This window comes from Pseudomonas protegens (assembly GCF_003363755.1).
In the GTDB taxonomy this organism is placed as follows: domain Bacteria; phylum Pseudomonadota; class Gammaproteobacteria; order Pseudomonadales; family Pseudomonadaceae; genus Aquipseudomonas; species Aquipseudomonas danubii.
The window spans coordinates 1,148,330-1,165,283 of sequence record NZ_CP031396.1; the positions used below are offsets into that span (position 1 = coordinate 1,148,330).

15 protein-coding genes are annotated in these 16,954 nt (G+C 61.4%); all 15 read left to right on the forward strand.

Annotated elements, in window-relative coordinates:
* Positions 1-83 precede the first annotated feature (83 nt).
* The 15 genes from DWF74_RS04870 (at position 84) to nuoL (ending at position 16,947) form a co-directional block, all read left to right on the forward strand.
* The gene (locus tag DWF74_RS04870) at positions 84-1,250 is read left to right on the forward strand and encodes a cupin domain-containing protein (protein ID WP_102864722.1); all 1,167 of its coding nucleotides are present in this window, start codon (positions 84-86) and stop codon (positions 1,248-1,250) included.
* Complete coding sequence (locus DWF74_RS04875) at positions 1,243-1,665, forward strand: GNAT family N-acetyltransferase (protein WP_102864721.1); 423 nt, start codon at positions 1,243-1,245, stop codon at positions 1,663-1,665. Before DWF74_RS04870 ends, DWF74_RS04875 begins: the two co-directional genes overlap by 8 nt.
* Before the next feature lie 176 nt (positions 1,666-1,841).
* Positions 1,842-2,597: a secretin N-terminal domain-containing protein gene (locus DWF74_RS04880; protein ID WP_102864720.1), complete on the forward strand. Its 756-nt coding sequence runs from the start codon at positions 1,842-1,844 to the stop codon at positions 2,595-2,597.
* Positions 2,598-3,111: 514 nt separating this feature from the next.
* Complete coding sequence (gene aceA, locus DWF74_RS04885) at positions 3,112-4,437, forward strand: isocitrate lyase (RefSeq protein ID WP_025126589.1); 1,326 nt, start codon at positions 3,112-3,114, stop codon at positions 4,435-4,437.
* Between the two features lie 603 nt (positions 4,438-5,040).
* The gene (locus DWF74_RS04890) at positions 5,041-5,454 is read left to right on the forward strand and encodes an NADH-quinone oxidoreductase subunit A (protein ID WP_011062185.1); all 414 of its coding nucleotides are present in this window, start codon (positions 5,041-5,043) and stop codon (positions 5,452-5,454) included.
* 10 nt (positions 5,455-5,464) lie between these two features.
* The gene (locus DWF74_RS04895) at positions 5,465-6,139 is read left to right on the forward strand and encodes a NuoB/complex I 20 kDa subunit family protein (protein ID WP_011062186.1); all 675 of its coding nucleotides are present in this window, start codon (positions 5,465-5,467) and stop codon (positions 6,137-6,139) included.
* Positions 6,140-6,209: 70 nt separating this feature from the next.
* Positions 6,210-7,991, forward strand: a complete 1,782-nt coding sequence (gene nuoC / locus DWF74_RS04900) for an NADH-quinone oxidoreductase subunit C/D (protein WP_102864719.1) — start codon at positions 6,210-6,212, stop codon at positions 7,989-7,991.
* A 2-nt stretch (positions 7,992-7,993) separates the two neighbouring features.
* Positions 7,994-8,491 carry an NADH-quinone oxidoreductase subunit NuoE gene (gene nuoE, locus DWF74_RS04905; RefSeq protein ID WP_011062188.1) on the forward strand — a complete coding sequence of 166 codons (498 nt, stop codon included), beginning with the start codon at positions 7,994-7,996 and terminating at the stop codon, positions 8,489-8,491.
* Positions 8,488-9,843 carry an NADH-quinone oxidoreductase subunit NuoF gene (gene nuoF / locus DWF74_RS04910; protein WP_102864718.1) on the forward strand — a complete coding sequence of 452 codons (1,356 nt, stop codon included), beginning with the start codon at positions 8,488-8,490 and terminating at the stop codon, positions 9,841-9,843. Before nuoE ends, nuoF begins: the two co-directional genes overlap by 4 nt.
* A gap of 137 nt (positions 9,844-9,980) precedes the next feature.
* Positions 9,981-12,695: an NADH-quinone oxidoreductase subunit NuoG gene (gene nuoG, locus DWF74_RS04915; RefSeq protein WP_115580498.1), complete on the forward strand. Its 2,715-nt coding sequence runs from the start codon at positions 9,981-9,983 to the stop codon at positions 12,693-12,695.
* Positions 12,692-13,699, forward strand: a complete 1,008-nt coding sequence (gene nuoH / locus DWF74_RS04920) for an NADH-quinone oxidoreductase subunit NuoH (RefSeq protein ID WP_102864716.1) — start codon at positions 12,692-12,694, stop codon at positions 13,697-13,699. Before nuoG ends, nuoH begins: the two co-directional genes overlap by 4 nt.
* Positions 13,700-13,710: 11 nt before the next feature.
* Positions 13,711-14,259, forward strand: a complete 549-nt coding sequence (gene nuoI / locus DWF74_RS04925) for an NADH-quinone oxidoreductase subunit NuoI (protein ID WP_003223795.1) — start codon at positions 13,711-13,713, stop codon at positions 14,257-14,259.
* 9 nt (positions 14,260-14,268) lie between these two features.
* On the forward strand, positions 14,269-14,769 hold the full coding sequence (nuoJ, locus tag DWF74_RS04930) for an NADH-quinone oxidoreductase subunit J (RefSeq protein ID WP_102864715.1): 501 nt from the start codon (positions 14,269-14,271) through the stop codon (positions 14,767-14,769).
* Positions 14,770-14,773: 4 nt separating this feature from the next.
* On the forward strand, positions 14,774-15,097 hold the full coding sequence (nuoK, locus tag DWF74_RS04935; RefSeq protein WP_016964784.1) for an NADH-quinone oxidoreductase subunit NuoK: 324 nt from the start codon (positions 14,774-14,776) through the stop codon (positions 15,095-15,097).
* Positions 15,094-16,947, forward strand: coding sequence for an NADH-quinone oxidoreductase subunit L (gene nuoL / locus DWF74_RS04940; protein WP_115580499.1), 1,854 nt, complete (start codon positions 15,094-15,096; stop codon positions 16,945-16,947). The genes nuoK and nuoL overlap by 4 nt, the downstream gene beginning before the upstream one ends.
* Positions 16,948-16,954 lie beyond the last annotated feature (7 nt).

Sequence of the window (16,954 nt, forward strand, 5' to 3'; positions counted from 1 at the left end):
CCGACTGCTCGACCTTTTGACGCCCGGCCGCGCCGGGCGTTTTTATTCCTGCTAGAAAAGTAAACTTTTTCAATAGGTTACAAATGAATCCTGACATTCCACTTCAACTTCTGGGCGGCATCACTGCACGGGAATTTCTGCGTGACTACTGGCAGAAGAAGCCCCTGCTGATCCGTCAGGCCCTGCCTGACTTCGAAAGCCCGATCGAACCTGACGAACTGGCCGGCCTGGCCCTGGAAGAAGAAGTCGAATCGCGCCTGGTGATCGAGAAAGGCGAACGTCCATGGGAACTGCGCCGCGGCCCGTTCGCCGAAGACGAGTTCAGCAAGCTGCCAGAGCGCGACTGGACCCTGCTGGTCCAGGCCGTGGACCAGTTCGTCCCGGAAGTCGCCGAACTGCTGGAGCACTTCCGCTTCCTGCCGAGCTGGCGCATCGATGACGTGATGATCAGCTTCGCCGCACCGGGCGGTAACGTCGGCCCGCACTTTGACAACTACGACGTGTTCCTGCTGCAAGGCCACGGCAAGCGCAACTGGAAGATCGGCCAGATGTGCGACTCCGAGAGCCCGCTGCTGCAACACGCGGACCTGCGCATCCTCGCCGAATTCGAAGAGACCGAAAGCTGGGTCCTGGAGCCGGGCGATATGCTCTACCTGCCCCCACGCCTGGCCCACTACGGCGTCGCGCTGAACGACTGCATGACCTACTCGGTGGGCTTCCGCGCCCCGAGCGCCGCTGAAGTGCTGACTCACTTCACCGACTTCCTCGGCCAGTTCCTGCCGGACGAAGAGCGCTACACCGACGCCGACGTGCAGCCGGCCAGCGACCCGCACCAGATCCAGCAGGACGCCCTCGATCGCCTCAAGGGCCTGCTGGCCGAGCACATGAGCGACGAACGCCTGCTGCTGACCTGGTTCGGCCAGTTCATGACCGAGCCACGCTACCCGGAACTGGTGGTCGGCCCGGAACTGGAAGAGGACGACCTGCTGGGCAGCCTGGAACAGGGCGCGATCCTGATCCGCAATCCAAGCGCACGCCTGGCCTGGTCGGAGGTCGATGAAGACCTGCTGCTGTTCGCCAGCGGCCAAAGTCGCCTGCTTCCCGGTAAACTGCGCGAGCTGCTGAAAATGATTTGCGCCGCCGACGCCCTGCATATCGACAACCTCGGCCCTTGGCTGGCGGATGAAGATGGGCGCGGCCTGCTGTGTGAACTGGTCAAGCAAGGGAGCCTGGGGTTTGCCGATGAATAAGATTCACGTACGTGTCGCAGACTGGCAAAAGGATAACGCCGAGATCCGGCGCATTCGTGAAGCAGTGTTCATTGCCGAGCAATCGGTTCCGCCCGAACTGGAGTGGGACGCCGACGACGACAGCGCTGTGCACTTTCTGGCCTGCGAGGGTGATTTCCCTATCGGTACCGCGCGCCTGCTGCCGGACGGCCATGTCGGCCGGGTCTCGGTACTCAAGGACTGGCGCGGCCTCAAGGTCGGCGATGCGCTGATGCGCGCAGTGATCGACGAAGCCGAGAAGCGAGGCCTGAAGCAACAGATGCTCAGCGCCCAGGTCCAGGCCACACCGTTCTACGAGCGCTTGGGCTTCTCGATTGTCAGCGAGGAATTCCTCGAAGCGGGAATCCCCCACGTCGACATGGTTCGCGGCGCCTGACCGACAAGCCCCAGCGGCAATGGCCAGAGCGAACGCCCCGCCATCCCCTTGCGCCCACCAGGCGCAAGACCAGGATGCCGGGGCGTTTTGCCGTCTAGGATTCAACTTGCCCCACCCAAAGCCGACAAAGTGTCAAACTCAAGGCTTTACGCCAGCTACTCGCGGAGATAACGGATATGTCCCTACGCACCTTACTCACGACGCTGCTGCTGACCTTCAGCTGCTCGGTCATGGCCGCCACCGAGATCGTGCCCCTCAACAACCGCACCAGCGCCGACCTGCTGCCGGTGGCGCAAAATTTTCTGGGCAAGGACGGCAAGGTCAGCGCCTATGGCAACCAGCTGATCGTCAACGCCGAGCCGGGCAAGATCGCCGAACTGCGGGCCTTCATTGCGCAACTGGATACCGCGGCCAAGCGTCTGCTGATCACCGTCGACACCAACGAGAACAACTTCCAGGACAACCAGGGTTATTCGGTCAATGGTGCACCGCAAACGCGCATCATCAATCGCAGCACCGAGAGCCGCGATGGCGGCATCCAACAGGTCCAGGCCAGCGAAGGCGTGCCGGCGCTGATCCAGGTTGGCCAGAGCGTACCCCTGACCACCACCCAGACCGATCCCTACGGTCGCCTGCAAAACCAGACCCAATACCGCAACGTCACCCAGGGCTTCTACGTGACAGCCAGCGTCACCGGCGAGACCGTGCACCTGAGTATCAGCACCAACCGCGACCGTATGAGCCAGGAACGCCCTGATGTAGTGAACGTGCAAAGTACCGACACAACTGTCAGTGGGCGCCTCGGCGAGTGGATCACCCTGGCCGGGGTCAATCGCCAGACCCAGGCCGACAAGCAGGCCCTGGGCCGCAGCTACTCGACTCAAGGACGGGATGACATGACCTTGCGCGTCAAGGTCGACGCCTTGGACTAAAGCACCAAAAACTGACTGATTAGTCGTATTAGACCAAAGATGTAGTGCCATAAAAAAAGCACTACAAAACATTTGACGAGCCAAAAAACCGCGGGCATGATGGCCTCGCTCCCGCTAATCAGGGGCCCTGGCAAGGGCCTTCGGATCGCCGCTCTAACCTACCCACCTGAGCCGATTCGTGTCTGTACTGCCCACAAGGTGTGTTTGACGAGATTGCGACTGGAACGAAGTTGTCCCGAGGGACGGAAGCGTATTTAGGTCGATCGGCAACACACTGATGGAACGCACCAAGGCCCACGACGCCCGCATGCGCACCGCAGCTCGCCTTCACCTGCTCACTCTCCCCTCGAGCCCATCGTTCACCCGTCGCCATCCCCGCCAGACCCGACTGGACCGCCTAAGCTTCCTGGTCAGCGAGCAGCCTTCCACGCAACGTTACAACGCGTGATCGGCGGAGCCGGAATTCTCCAACCAAGAACGACTTTTTACACAAGACGCGACGAGGTTTATCTCCATGGCACTGACACGCGAACAGCAAATTGCAGCCCTTGAAAAAGACTGGGCTGAAAACCCGCGCTGGAAAGGCGTGACTCGCACTTATTCCGCTGCCGACGTGGTCCGTCTGCGTGGTTCGGTCCAACCCGAGCACACCCTGGCACGCATGGGCGCCGAGAAGCTCTGGAACCTGGTCACCCAAGGTGCCAAGCCGTCCTTCCGTCCTGAGAAAGATTTCGTCAACTGCATGGGCGCCCTGACCGGCGGCCAGGCTGTTCAACAGGTCAAAGCCGGCATCCAGGCCATCTACCTGTCCGGCTGGCAAGTGGCTGCGGACAACAACTCCGCCGAATCCATGTACCCCGACCAGTCGCTGTACCCGGTGGATTCGGTTCCGACCGTGGTCAAGCGCATCAACAACTCGTTCCGTCGTGCCGACCAGATCCAATGGAAAGCCGGCAAGAACCCGGGCGACGACGGCTACATCGACTACTTCGCGCCAATCGTGGCCGACGCTGAAGCCGGTTTCGGCGGCGTGCTGAACGCCTACGAGCTGATGAAGAGCATGATCGAAGCGGGCGCCGCCGGCGTTCACTTCGAAGACCAACTGGCTTCCGTGAAGAAGTGCGGCCACATGGGCGGCAAGGTGCTGGTTCCAACCCAGGAAGCCGTACAGAAGCTGACCGCTGCCCGCCTGGCGGCAGACGTTGCCGGTGTACCGACCATCATCCTGGCCCGTACCGACGCCAACGCTGCTGACCTGCTGACTTCGGACTGCGACCCGTACGACCAGCCGTTCGTGACCGGCACCCGCACCCAGGAAGGCTTCTACAAAGTGAAAGCCGGCCTGGATCAAGCGATCGCCCGCGGCCTGGCTTACGCTCCGTACGCCGACCTGATCTGGTGCGAAACCGCCAAGCCGGACCTGGACGAAGCTCGTCGCTTCGCCGAAGCAATCAAGAAGGAATACCCGGACCAAATCCTGTCGTACAACTGCTCGCCTTCCTTCAACTGGAAGAAGAACCTGGACGACGCCACCATCGCCAAGTTCCAGCGCGAACTGTCCGCCATGGGTTACAAGCACCAGTTCATCACCCTGGCCGGCATCCACAACATGTGGCACAGCATGTTCAACCTGGCGCACGACTACGCCCGCAACGACATGACCGCCTACGTGAAGCTGCAAGAGCAGGAATTCGCTGACGCCGCCAAAGGCTACACCTTCGTGGCGCACCAGCAGGAAGTGGGCACCGGCTACTTCGACGACATGACCACCGTGATCCAGGGTGGCTCGTCCTCGGTAACCGCTCTGACCGGTTCCACCGAAGAAGAGCAGTTCCACTGATTCCAGGCCTCGCGCCTTGATCGAGCGGCCAATGCAGGCCCGGTAAAAACAACTGCATTGCTGTACAACTGACGCCCCGACTGGTTCGGGGCGTTTTTTTTGCCCGCCAAACCTGCAACAGCCAGCTTGCCGGCGAACCGCTCCCCTGCAGCCCCCTCAAAAACCTCGAGACGCCCGGCCCCTGCAAGAAAGCTCGCCAAACATTGATCCAGAGCGGTGTTACCCAGAGCGAAACAGGTTAAAAGGTGCGCCCCTGCTACTTGCAGTAACAGGGATATAACAAGCAACTTTCCCACTCCCCGAAGGAAAGCAGATTAAAACAACACCCAAACAATATTGATTATCATTTAGCGGCTACAACTTTCGTTGCAGCTGCAACAAAACATAATTAACAAAACCTCCCCTAATGCCCACAGGCCGCGGCTTACGGGGCTACAGAGGTGAGCTATGTCCTTATTACGATAAACAATTTCGCTTTAGAAATTTTACTTGCCCGGTGTTTAGCCATAAAATCAGCGCGATTGATTGCGCTGCGACATATCGTCACTGCTTTATTTCTTTATCAAGCTCAGAGACTCTTGCTCTCTGTTAAGGATTACCAGCATGCCCGAAGCGACAGGACTCATGGCCCACAACTGGGGCTTTGCCATTTTCCTTCTGGGTGTTGTCGGCCTTTGTGCCTTCATGCTCGGCGTCTCCAGCCTCCTCGGGTCAAAAGCCTGGGGCCGCAGCAAAAACGAACCGTTCGAGTCCGGCATGCTACCTACCGGTGGCGCCCGCTTGCGGCTCTCAGCCAAATTCTATCTGGTCGCGATGCTCTTCGTGATCTTCGATATCGAAGCCCTCTTTCTCTTTGCCTGGTCTGTGTCCGTCCGCGAAAGCGGCTGGACCGGATTCGTCGAAGCTCTCGTTTTCATAGCAATTCTGTTGGCAGGTCTTGTCTACCTTTGGCGAGTGGGGGCTCTTGACTGGGCTCCGGAAGGTCGTCGTAAGCGGCAGGCGAAGCTAAAACAATGAGGCTTTGGCGATGCAATACAATCTCACCAGGATCGACCCCGATGCTCCTAACGATCAGTACCCGATCGGCGAACGGGAAACCGTTTCCGATCCGTTAGAGGATCAGGTCCACAAAAACATCTTCATGGGCAAGCTGGAAGACGTGCTGAGCGGCGCGGTCAACTGGGGGCGTAAGAACTCCCTGTGGCCGTACAACTTCGGTCTGTCCTGCTGCTACGTGGAAATGACCACTGCCTTCACGGCGCCCCACGACATCGCGCGCTTTGGCGCCGAGGTTATCCGGGCATCGCCGCGTCAGGCGGATTTCATGGTTATTGCCGGCACCTGCTTCATCAAGATGGCGCCGATCATCCAGCGTCTCTATGAGCAAATGCTCGAGCCTAAATGGGTTATCTCCATGGGTTCGTGCGCCAACTCCGGTGGCATGTACGACATCTACTCCGTAGTTCAGGGGGTGGACAAGTTCCTGCCCGTGGACGTCTACGTACCTGGCTGCCCGCCCCGCCCCGAAGCATTCCTGCAAGGCTTGATGCTGTTGCAAGAATCCATTGGCCAGGAGCGTCGCCCACTGTCCTGGGTCGTCGGTGATCAAGGCGTATATCGCGCCGAGATGCCGTCGCAAAAGGAGCAGCGCCGCGAACAGCGTATTCAGGTCACCAACCTGCGCAGCCCTGACGAAGTCTGATCCAGATCTGTTCTGACAAAGAAACGACACTGGCTTCACTCTTTACGTTGACCGAAAGCGATAAAAAACCATGACTACAGGCAGTGCTCTGTACATCCCGCCTTATAAGGCTGACGACCAGGATGTGGTCGTCGAACTCAATAACCGTTTTGGCCCTGAGGCGTTCACCGCCCAGGCCACCCGCACCGGCATGCCGGTGCTGTGGGTTACCCGCTCCAAACTCGTTGAAATCCTGACCTTCCTGCGCAACCTGCCCAAGCCGTACGTCATGCTCTATGACCTGCATGGCGTGGACGAGCGCCTGCGCACCAAGCGTCAAGGCCTGCCGAGTGCCGATTTCAGCGTGTTCTACCACTTGCTGTCGATCGAACGTAACAGCGACGTGATGATCAAGGTGGCCCTGTCCGAAGGCGACCTCAGTCTGCCGACCGTGACCGGTATCTGGCCCAATGCCAACTGGTACGAGCGTGAAGTCTGGGACATGTTCGGCATCGACTTTGCCGGCCACCCTCACCTTTCGCGGATCATGATGCCGCCGACCTGGGAAGGTCACCCGCTGCGCAAGGACTTCCCGGCCCGCGCCACCGAGTTCGACCCGTTCAGCCTGACCCTGGCCAAGCAGCAGTTGGAAGAAGAAGCCGCGCGCTTCCGTCCAGAAGACTGGGGCATGAAGCGTTCCGGTGCCAACGAGGACTATATGTTCCTCAACCTGGGCCCGAACCACCCGTCTGCCCACGGTGCGTTCCGCATCATCCTGCAGCTGGACGGTGAAGAGATCGTCGACTGCGTTCCGGACATCGGCTACCACCACCGTGGTGCTGAGAAAATGGCCGAGCGTCAGTCCTGGCACAGCTTCATCCCTTACACCGACCGTATCGACTACCTCGGCGGGGTGATGAACAACCTGCCGTACGTGCTCTCGGTCGAGAAGCTGGCCGGCATCAAGGTGCCGGAGAAGGTCGACGTCATCCGCATCATGATGGCCGAGTTCTTCCGCATCACCAGCCACCTGCTGTTCCTGGGTACCTACATCCAGGACGTCGGTGCCATGACTCCGGTGTTCTTCACCTTCACCGACCGTCAGCGTGCCTACACCGTGATCGAAGCCATCACCGGCTTCCGTCTGCACCCGGCCTGGTACCGCATCGGCGGCGTCGCCCACGACCTGCCCCGCGGCTGGGAAAAGCTGGTCAAGGACTTCGTCGAATGGCTGCCCAAGCGCCTCGACGAGTACACCAAGGCTGCCCTGCAGAACAGCATCCTCAAGGGTCGGACCATCGGCGTTGCCGCCTACAACACCAAGGAAGCCCTGGAATGGGGCGTCACTGGTGCCGGCCTGCGTTCCACCGGCTGCGATTTCGACCTGCGCAAGGCCCGTCCGTACTCCGGCTACGAGAACTTCGAGTTCGAAGTTCCACTGGCGGCCAACGGTGACGCCTACGACCGCTGCATGGTTCGCGTCGAGGAGATGCGCCAGAGCATCAAGATCATCGACCAGTGCCTGCGCAATATGCCGGAAGGCCCGTACAAGGCGGATCACCCGCTGACCACGCCGCCGCCGAAAGAGCGCACCCTGCAGCACATCGAAACCTTGATCACGCACTTCCTGCAAGTTTCGTGGGGCCCGGTGATGCCGGCCAACGAATCCTTCCAGATGATCGAAGCGACCAAGGGCATCAACAGTTATTACCTGACGAGCGATGGCGGCACCATGAGCTACCGCACCCGGATTCGCACCCCAAGCTTCGCCCACCTGCAGCAGATCCCTTCGGTGATCCGCGGCAGCATGGTCGCGGACTTGATCGCGTACCTGGGTAGTATCGACTTCGTTATGGCCGACGTGGACCGCTAAGCATGAACAGCACGCTTATCCAGACAGACCGTTTCGCCCTGAGCGAAACCGAGCGCTCGGCCATCGAGCACGAGATGCATCACTACGAAGACCCGCGCGCGGCGTCGATCGAAGCCCTGAAGATCGTCCAGAAGGAACGTGGCTGGGTGCCGGACGGCGCGGTCTACGCCATCGGCGAGATCCTTGGCATCCCCGCCAGCGACGTTGAAGGCGTGGCGACGTTCTACAGCCAGATCTTCCGTCAGCCAGTGGGCCGCCACATCATTCGCGTCTGCGACAGCATGGTCTGCTACATCGGCGGCCACGAGTCCGTGGTCAGCCAGATTCAGAGCGAGCTGGGCATCGGCCTCGGCCAGACCACCGCCGACGGCCGCTTCACCCTGCTGCCGGTGTGCTGCCTGGGCAACTGCGACAAGGCCCCGGCGCTGATGATCGACGACGACACTTTCGGCGACGTACAGCCTGCTGGCGTGGCCAAACTGTTGGAGGGCTACGTATGACCCTGACCTCTTTCGGCCCTGCGAACCGCATTGCGCGTACCGCAGAAACCCACCCCCTGACCTGGCGTCTGCGTGACGACGGCGAGCCGGTATGGTTCGACGAGTACCAGGCCAAGAACGGTTACGCGGCGGCGCGCAAGGCTTTCGCCGACCTGTCCCAGGACGACATCGTCCAGACCGTCAAGGATGCCGGCCTCAAGGGTCGCGGCGGTGCGGGCTTCCCCACTGGCGTGAAGTGGGGCCTGATGCCCAAAGACGAGTCCATGAACATCCGCTACCTGCTGTGCAACGCGGACGAAATGGAACCCAACACCTGGAAGGACCGCATGCTGATGGAGCAACTGCCCCATCTGCTGATCGAAGGCATGCTGATCAGTGCCCGTGCACTGAAGACCTACCGCGGCTACATCTTCCTGCGCGGCGAATACACCACCGCCGCCAAGCACCTGCGGCGTGCCGTGGAGGAAGCCAAGGCCGCCGGCCTGTTGGGCAAGAACATCCTGGGCAGCGGTTTCGATTTCGAGCTGTTCGTGCACACCGGCGCCGGGCGTTACATCTGCGGTGAAGAAACCGCACTGATCAACTCCCTGGAAGGCCGTCGCGCCAACCCTCGCTCCAAGCCGCCCTTCCCTGCTGCCGTAGGCGTGTGGGGCAAGCCGACGTGCGTGAACAACGTCGAGACCCTGTGCAACGTGCCGGCGATCATCGGCGACGGCGTGGAATGGTACAAATCCCTGGCCCGCGAAGGCAGCGAAGACCACGGCACCAAGCTGATGGGCTTCTCCGGCAAAGTGAAGAACCCTGGCCTGTGGGAGCTGCCCTTCGGCGTAACCGCACGCGAGCTGTTCGAAGACTACGCCGGCGGCATGCGCGACGGCTTCAAGCTCAAGTGCTGGCAGCCAGGCGGCGCCGGTACCGGCTTCCTGCTGCCAGAACACCTGGATGCGCAAATGTATGCCGGCGGCATCGCCAAAGTGGGCACCCGCATGGGTACCGGCCTGGCCATGGCGGTGGACGACAGCATCAACATGGTGTCGCTGCTGCGCAACATGGAGCAATTCTTCGCCCGTGAATCCTGCGGCTTCTGCACCCCTTGCCGTGATGGCCTGCCATGGAGCGTCAAGCTGCTGATGGCTCTGGAGAACGGCCAGGGCCAGCAGGGCGACATCGAGACCCTGCTGGGTCTGGTGGGCTTCCTCGGCCCAGGCAAGACCTTCTGTGCTCACGCACCGGGTGCCGTGGAGCCTTTGGGCAGTGCCATCAAGTATTTCCGTCCAGAGTTCGAAGCCGGCATCGCGCCTACCAGCGCCGCCGTCCCGCCTCTGGCCCGACCGATCGTAGTCGGCGCGTAACGCTTAGATGAGGGCGCAGGGTCCGTGCCCTGCGCTCGACGTGCGATGACGCCGTGAACGGCTGTGTTGATTCGCACGCATAACAAGATTCCATTAGCCACGCCCGCTGACACCGGGCCAACGAAGAACTTTGAACCATGGCCACTATCCACGTAGACGGCAAAGCGCTCGAAGTCGATGGGGCGGACAACCTGTTACAGGCTTGTCTGTCACTAGGCCTCGACATCCCTTATTTCTGCTGGCACCCCGCTCTCGGTAGCGTTGGTGCCTGTCGCCAGTGCGCGGTCAAGCAGTACACCGACGAGAACGACACCCGTGGTCGTATCGTCATGTCCTGCATGACCCCAGCCACTGACAACACCTGGATCTCCATCGACGATGAAGAATCCAAGGCCTTCCGCGCCAGCGTTGTCGAATGGCTGATGACCAACCACCCCCACGACTGCCCGGTCTGTGAGGAAGGCGGTCACTGCCACCTGCAAGACATGACGGTGATGACCGGCCACAACGAGCGCCGTTATCGCTTCACCAAGCGCACCCACCAGAACCAGGACCTTGGCCCGTTCATTTCCCACGAAATGAACCGCTGCATCGCCTGCTATCGCTGCGTGCGCTTCTACAAGGACTACGCCGGCGGCACCGACCTGGGCGTCTACGGCGCCCACGACAACGTGTACTTCGGTCGTGTTGAAGACGGCACCCTGGAAAGCGAGTTCTCCGGCAACCTCACCGAGGTCTGCCCGACCGGTGTGTTCACCGACAAGACTCACTCCGAGCGCTACAACCGCAAGTGGGACATGCAGTTCTCGCCGAGCATCTGCCATGGCTGCTCCAGCGGTTGCAACATCTCCCCGGGTGAGCGCTACGGCGAGCTGCGGCGCATCGAGAACCGCTACAACGGTTCGGTGAACCAGTATTTCCTCTGCGACCGTGGCCGTTTCGGCTACGGCTACGTCAACCGCAAGGACCGTCCGCGCCAGCCACGATTGGCCGATGGCACCCAGCTGACTCTGGACCAGGCCCTGGACCAGGCGGCCGACCTGCTGCGCGGTCGCAACATCGTCGGTATCGGCTCGCCTCGCGCCAGCCTGGAAAGCAACTACGCCCTGCGTGAGCTGGTCGGTGCCGAGCACTTCTACAGTGGTATCGAAGCTTCCGAACTGGAGCGCATCCGCCTGGTTCTGCAGGTGCTGAACGACAGTCCGCTGCCGGTTCCGAACATGCGCGAGATCGAAGACCACGATGCCATCTTCGTCCTTGGCGAAGACCTGACCCAAACCGCCGCACGCATGGCCCTGGCCCTGCGCCAGTCGGTCAAGGGCAAGGCAGAGGAAATGGCCGACGCCATGCGCGTCCAGCCTTGGCTCGACGCCGCCGTGAAGAACATCGGCCAGCACGCGCTGAACCCGCTGTTCATTGCCAGCCTGGCTGAAACCAAGCTCGACGACGTCGCCGAGGAGTGTGTACACGCCGCTCCGGACGACCTGGCGCGCATCGGTTTCGCCGTGGCTCACGCCATCGACGCCAGCGCCCCTGCCGTGGAAGGCCTGGACAGCGAAGCCCTGGAACTGGCCAAGCGTATTGCCGACGCTCTGCTGGCGGCCAAGCGCCCACTGATCATTTCCGGTACATCCCTGGGCTCCAAGGCGCTGATCGAAGCTGCAGCGAACATCGCCAAAGCCTTGAAGCTGCGCGACAAAGCCGGCTCCATCAGCCTGATCGTGCCAGAGGCCAACAGCCTCGGCCTGGCCATGCTCGGTGGCGAATCCGTGGACGCGGCCCTGCAGGCGGTGATCGACGGTAAGGCCGACGCCATCGTGGTCCTGGAAAACGACCTGTACACCCGCACCGACGCAGCCAAGGTGGATGCCGCACTGAACGCGGCGAAGGTGGTGATCGTTGCCGATCATCAACAGACCGCCACCGTGGAGCGCGCGCATCTGGTGCTGTCGGCGGCCAGCTTCGCCGAAGGCGACGGCACCCTGGTCAGCCAGGAAGGTCGCGCCCAGCGCTTCTTCCAGGTCTTCGATCCGACCTACCTGGACGCCAGCATCATGGTCCACGAAGGCTGGCGCTGGCTGCATGCCCTGCGCAGCACTCTGCTGAACAAGCCGGTGGACTGGACCCAGCTGGACCACGTGACCGCTGCCTGCGCCGCGAGCACCCCGCAACTGGCTTCCATCATCGACGCGGCACCTTCCGCAGCGTTCCGTATCAAAGGCCTGAAACTGGCCCGCGAACCGCTGCGCTACAGCGGCCGTACCGCCATGCGCGCCAACCAGAGCGTGCATGAACCGCGCACCCCGCAAGACCCGGATACCGCCTTCGCCTACTCCATGGAAGGTTACTCGGGCTCCGCCGAACCGCGCTCGCAAGTGCCGTTCGCCTGGTCGCCGGGCTGGAACTCACCGCAAGCCTGGAACAAGTTCCAGGACGAAGTCGGCGGCCATCTGCGTGCCGGTGATCCGGGTACTCGCCTGATCGAAAGCCAGGGCGACCGTCTCAACTGGTTCGCCAGCGTACCGCGGGCCTTCTCTCCGGCTCAGGGCACCTGGCAAGCGGTGCCGTTCTATCACCTGTTCGGCAGCGAAGAGAACTCTTCAAAAGCCGCTCCGGTACAGGAACGCATTCCGGCGGCCTACGTGGCCCTGGCCAAGTCCGAAGCCGATCGCCTGGGTGTCAACGACGGTGCCCTGCTCGCGGTGAACGTAGCCGGCCAGACCCTGCGTCTGCCACTGCGCATCAACGAAGAGCTGGGTGCTGGCCTGGTGGGCCTGCCTGCCGGTCTGGCGGGGATTCCTCCGGCGTTCTTTGGCAAATCCGTTGACGGTCTGCAGGAGGCGGCGCAATGAGTTGGTTTACCCCTGAAGTGATCGACGTGATCCTGACGGTCGTCAAGGCCGTCGTGATCCTGCTGGCGGTGGTCATCGCCGGTGCGCTGCTGAGCTTCGTCGAACGTCGCCTGCTGGGCTGGTGGCAGGACCGTTACGGTCCGAACCGCGTTGGCCCGTTCGGCATGTTCCAGATCGCCGCCGACATGCTGAAGATGTTCTTCAAGGAAGACTGGACCCCGCCGTTTGCCGACAAGGTGATCTTCACCCTGGCACCGGTGGTCGCCATGTCTGCCCTGCTGATCGCCTTCGCGATCATCCCGATCACCCCGACCTGGGGCGTCGCGGACCTGAACATCGGCCTGCTGTTCTTCTTCGCCATGGCTGGCCTGTCAGTCTACGCGGTGCTGTTCGCCGGCTGGTCGAGTAACAACAAGTTCGCCCTGCTGGGCAGCTTGCGGGCCTCGGCCCAGACCGTGTCCTACGAAGTGTTCATGGGCCTGGCGCTGATGGGCATCGTGGCTCAGGTCGGTTCCTTCAACATGCGCGACATCGTCGAGTACCAGGCGCAGAACCTGTGGTTCATCATTCCGCAGTTCTTCGGCTTCTGTACCTTCTTCATCGCTGGCGTGGCCGTGACTCACCGTCACCCCTTCGACCAGCCGGAAGCGGAGCAGGAACTGGCCGACGGTTACCACATTGAATACGCCGGCATGAAATGGGGCATGTTCTTCGTTGGTGAGTACATCGGCATCATCTTGATCTCGGCACTGTTGGTCACCCTGTTCTTCGGTGGCTGGCACGGTCCGTTCGGCATCCTGCCGCAACTGTCCTTCGTCTGGTTCGCCCTGAAGACCGCGTTCTTCATCATGCTGTTCATCCTGCTGCGCGCCTCTATCCCGCGCCCGCGTTATGACCAGGTGATGGACTTCAGCTGGAAATTCTGCCTGCCGCTGACCCTGATCAATTTGCTGGTGACCGCTGCGCTTGTGTTGTTGAACACGCCTGCGGGCGCGGTTCAGTGAGGATTTGACCCATGTTCAAATATATTGGCGACATCGTTAAGGGTACTGGTACCCAGTTGCGCAGCCTGGTGATGGTGTTCGGTCACGGCTTTCGCAAACGCGACACCCTGCAATACCCCGAAGAGCCGGTGTACCTGCCGCCACGCTACCGTGGCCGTATCGTCCTGACTCGCGACCCCGATGGCGAAGAGCGTTGCGTAGCCTGCAACCTGTGCGCCGTGGCCTGCCCTGTGGGTTGCATCTCGCTGCAGAAAGCTGAAACCGAAGACGGTCGCTGGTACCCGGACTTCTTCCGCATCAACTTCTCACGCTGCATTTTCTGCGGTCTCTGCGAGGAAGCCTGTCCGACCACCGCAATCCAGCTGACACCGGATTTCGAGATGGCCGAGTTCAAACGTCAGGACCTGGTTTACGAGAAAGAGGATCTCTTGATCTCCGGTCCCGGAAAGAACCCTGACTACAACTTCTATCGTGTTGCAGGTATGGCCATTGCCGGTAAGCCAAAAGGCTCCGCGCAGAATGAAGCCGAGCCGATCAACGTGAAGAGCTTGCTGCCTTAAGGAAGAACGATGGAATTCGCTTTCTATTTCGCATCAGGTGTTGCCGTTGTTTCCACGCTGCGCGTGGTCACCAACACCAACCCTGTGCACGCCCTGCTCTACCTGATCATTTCGTTGATCGCCGTGGCCATGACCTTCTTCAGCCTCGGCGCACCGTTCGCCGGTGCCCTGGAAGTGATCGCCTACGCCGGCGCCATCATGGTGCTGTTCGTGTTCGTGGTGATGATGCTCAACCTCGGCCCGGCCGCGGCCCAGCAAGAGCGCATCTGGCTCACGCCCGGCATCTGGATCGGCCCGGTGATTCTCGCCGCCCTGCTGCTGGCTGAACTGCTGTACGTATTGTTCAGCCACCAGAGCGGTGCCGGTATCGGTCAAACCACCGTCGACGCCAAGGCCGTGGGCATCAGCCTGTTCGGCCCTTACCTGCTGGTGGTCGAACTCGCCTCGATGCTGCTGCTCGCCGCAGCCGTCACGGCGTTCCACTTGGGCCGCAACGAGGCGAAGGAGTAACACGATGCCTACTATCCCTCTCGGTACTATCCCGATGGAACATGGCCTGGCAGTTGCCGGCATCCTGTTCTGCCTCGGTCTGGTCGGCCTGATGGTCCGCCGTAACATCCTCTTCGTATTGATGAGCCTGGAAGTGATGATGAACGCCTCGGCATTGGCCTTCATCGTTGCGGGCGCCCGCTGGGCGCAACCGGATGGACAAGTGATGTTCATCCTAGTGATCAGCCTGGCAGCCGCCGAGGCCAGTATTGGCCTGGCGATCCTGCTGCAGCTGTACCGCCGCTTCCACACTCTCGATATCGATGCAGCCAGCGAGATGCGCGGATGAACCTTCTCTTTCTGACTTTCGTATTCCCCCTGATCGGTTTCCTGCTGCTGTCGTTCTCCCGGGGACGCCTCTCGGAAAACCTCTCGGCCCTGATCGGCGTCGGCTCCATTGGTCTATCGGCCATCGTGGCCGCCTACGTGATCTGGCAATTCAACGTCGCGCCGCCCGAGGGTGGTCACTACACCCAGGTGCTGTGGCAGTGGATGTCGGTGGACGGTTTCGCGCCGAACTTCGCCCTGTACCTGGATGGTCTGTCCGTGACCATGCTGGGTGTGGTGGTGGGCGTGGGCTTTTTGATCCACCTGTTCGCGTCCTGGTACATGCGCGGTGAAGCCGGCTACTCGCGCTTCTTCGCCTACACCAACCTGTTTATCGCCAGCATGCTGTTCCTGGTGCTGGGCGATAACCTGTTGTTCCTGTACTTCGGCTGGGAAGGCGTGGGCCTGTGCTCCTACCTGTTGATCGGTTTCTACTACAGCAACCGCAACAACGGTAACGCCGCACTCAAGGCCTTTATCGTCACCCGTATCGGCGACGTGTTCATGGCCATCGGCCTGTTCATTCTGTTCCAACAGGTGGGCACGCTGAACGTCCAGGAACTGCTGGTGCTGGCACCGCAGAAATTCCAGGCCGGCGACTTCTGGATCACCCTGGCGACCCTGATGCTGCTGGGCGGCGCCGTGGGCAAATCCGCACAACTGCCGCTGCAGACCTGGCTGGCGGACGCGATGGCCGGTCCGACCCCGGTTTCGGCACTGATCCACGCCGCGACCATGGTCACCGCCGGCGTCTACCTGATCGCCCGTACCCACGGTCTGTTCACCCTGGCGCCGGAAGTCCTGCACCTGGTGGGCCTGGTGGGTGGCGTGACCCTGGTACTGGCCGGCTTCGCCGCGCTGGTGCAGACCGACATCAAGCGGATCCTCGCCTACTCCACCATGAGCCAGATCGGCTACATGTTCCTGGCCCTGGGCGTTGGCGCCTGGGACGGTGCGATCTTCCACCTGATGACCCACGCCTTCTTCAAGGCCCTGCTGTTCCTGGCTTCCGGTGCGGTGATCGTTGCCTGCCACCACGAGCAGAACATCTTCAAAATGGGCGGCCTGTGGAAGAAATTGCCTCTGGCCTACGCCAGCTTCATCGTCGGTGGTGCAGCCCTGGCGGCCCTGCCTCTGGTGACCGCGGGCTTCTACTCCAAGGACGAGATCCTCTGGGAAGCCTTCGCCAGCGGCAACCACGGCCTGCTGTACGCCGGCCTGGTGGGTGCGTTCATGACCTCGCTGTATACCTTCCGCCTGATCTTCATCACCTTCCACGGTGAAGCCAAGACCGAAGCCCACGCCGGCCACGGGATTTCCCACTGGCTGCCGCTGGTGGTGCTGATCGTGCTGTCCACCGGGATCGGCGCGATGATCACTCCGCCCCTGCATGGTGTACTGCCGCTGAGCGTCGGTCATGCCGGTGGCGAAGCCAAGCACAGCCTGGAAATCGCCTCGGGCGCCATCGCCCTGGCCGGTATCCTGCTGGCCGCCCTGTTGTTCCTTGGCAAGCGTCGCGTTGTGACCGCCATCGCCAACAGCGGCATCGGGCGTCTGCTCTCGGCCTGGTGGTTCGCCGCCTGGGGCTTCGACTGGATCTACGACAAACTGTTCGTCAAGCCATACCTGGCCATCAGCCATGTACTGCGCAAGGACCCGCTCGATCAGACCATCGGTTTGATCCCGCGTATGGCCAAAGGGGGCCACAACTCCCTGAGCCGTACCGAGACCGGTCAACTGCGTTGGTACGCCGCCTCGATGGCAGCCGGTGCCGTGCTGGTCATCGGCGCCATTGTGCTGGTAGCGGTCTGATATGAAC

Coding starts and splice junctions, on each gene's coding strand:
- DWF74_RS04870 (WP_102864722.1), top strand. CDS start 84: ATGAATCCTGACATTCCACTTCAACTTCTGGGCGGCATCACTGCACGG.
- DWF74_RS04875 (WP_102864721.1), top strand. CDS start 1,243: ATGAATAAGATTCACGTACGTGTCGCAGACTGGCAAAAGGATAACGCC.
- DWF74_RS04880 (WP_102864720.1), top strand. CDS start 1,842: ATGTCCCTACGCACCTTACTCACGACGCTGCTGCTGACCTTCAGCTGC.
- aceA (WP_025126589.1), top strand. CDS start 3,112: ATGGCACTGACACGCGAACAGCAAATTGCAGCCCTTGAAAAAGACTGG.
- DWF74_RS04890 (WP_011062185.1), top strand. CDS start 5,041: ATGCCCGAAGCGACAGGACTCATGGCCCACAACTGGGGCTTTGCCATT.
- DWF74_RS04895 (WP_011062186.1), top strand. CDS start 5,465: ATGCAATACAATCTCACCAGGATCGACCCCGATGCTCCTAACGATCAG.
- nuoC (WP_102864719.1), top strand. CDS start 6,210: ATGACTACAGGCAGTGCTCTGTACATCCCGCCTTATAAGGCTGACGAC.
- nuoE (WP_011062188.1), top strand. CDS start 7,994: ATGAACAGCACGCTTATCCAGACAGACCGTTTCGCCCTGAGCGAAACC.
- nuoF (WP_102864718.1), top strand. CDS start 8,488: ATGACCCTGACCTCTTTCGGCCCTGCGAACCGCATTGCGCGTACCGCA.
- nuoG (WP_115580498.1), top strand. CDS start 9,981: ATGGCCACTATCCACGTAGACGGCAAAGCGCTCGAAGTCGATGGGGCG.
- nuoH (WP_102864716.1), top strand. CDS start 12,692: ATGAGTTGGTTTACCCCTGAAGTGATCGACGTGATCCTGACGGTCGTC.
- nuoI (WP_003223795.1), top strand. CDS start 13,711: ATGTTCAAATATATTGGCGACATCGTTAAGGGTACTGGTACCCAGTTG.
- nuoJ (WP_102864715.1), top strand. CDS start 14,269: ATGGAATTCGCTTTCTATTTCGCATCAGGTGTTGCCGTTGTTTCCACG.
- nuoK (WP_016964784.1), top strand. CDS start 14,774: ATGCCTACTATCCCTCTCGGTACTATCCCGATGGAACATGGCCTGGCA.
- nuoL (WP_115580499.1), top strand. CDS start 15,094: ATGAACCTTCTCTTTCTGACTTTCGTATTCCCCCTGATCGGTTTCCTG.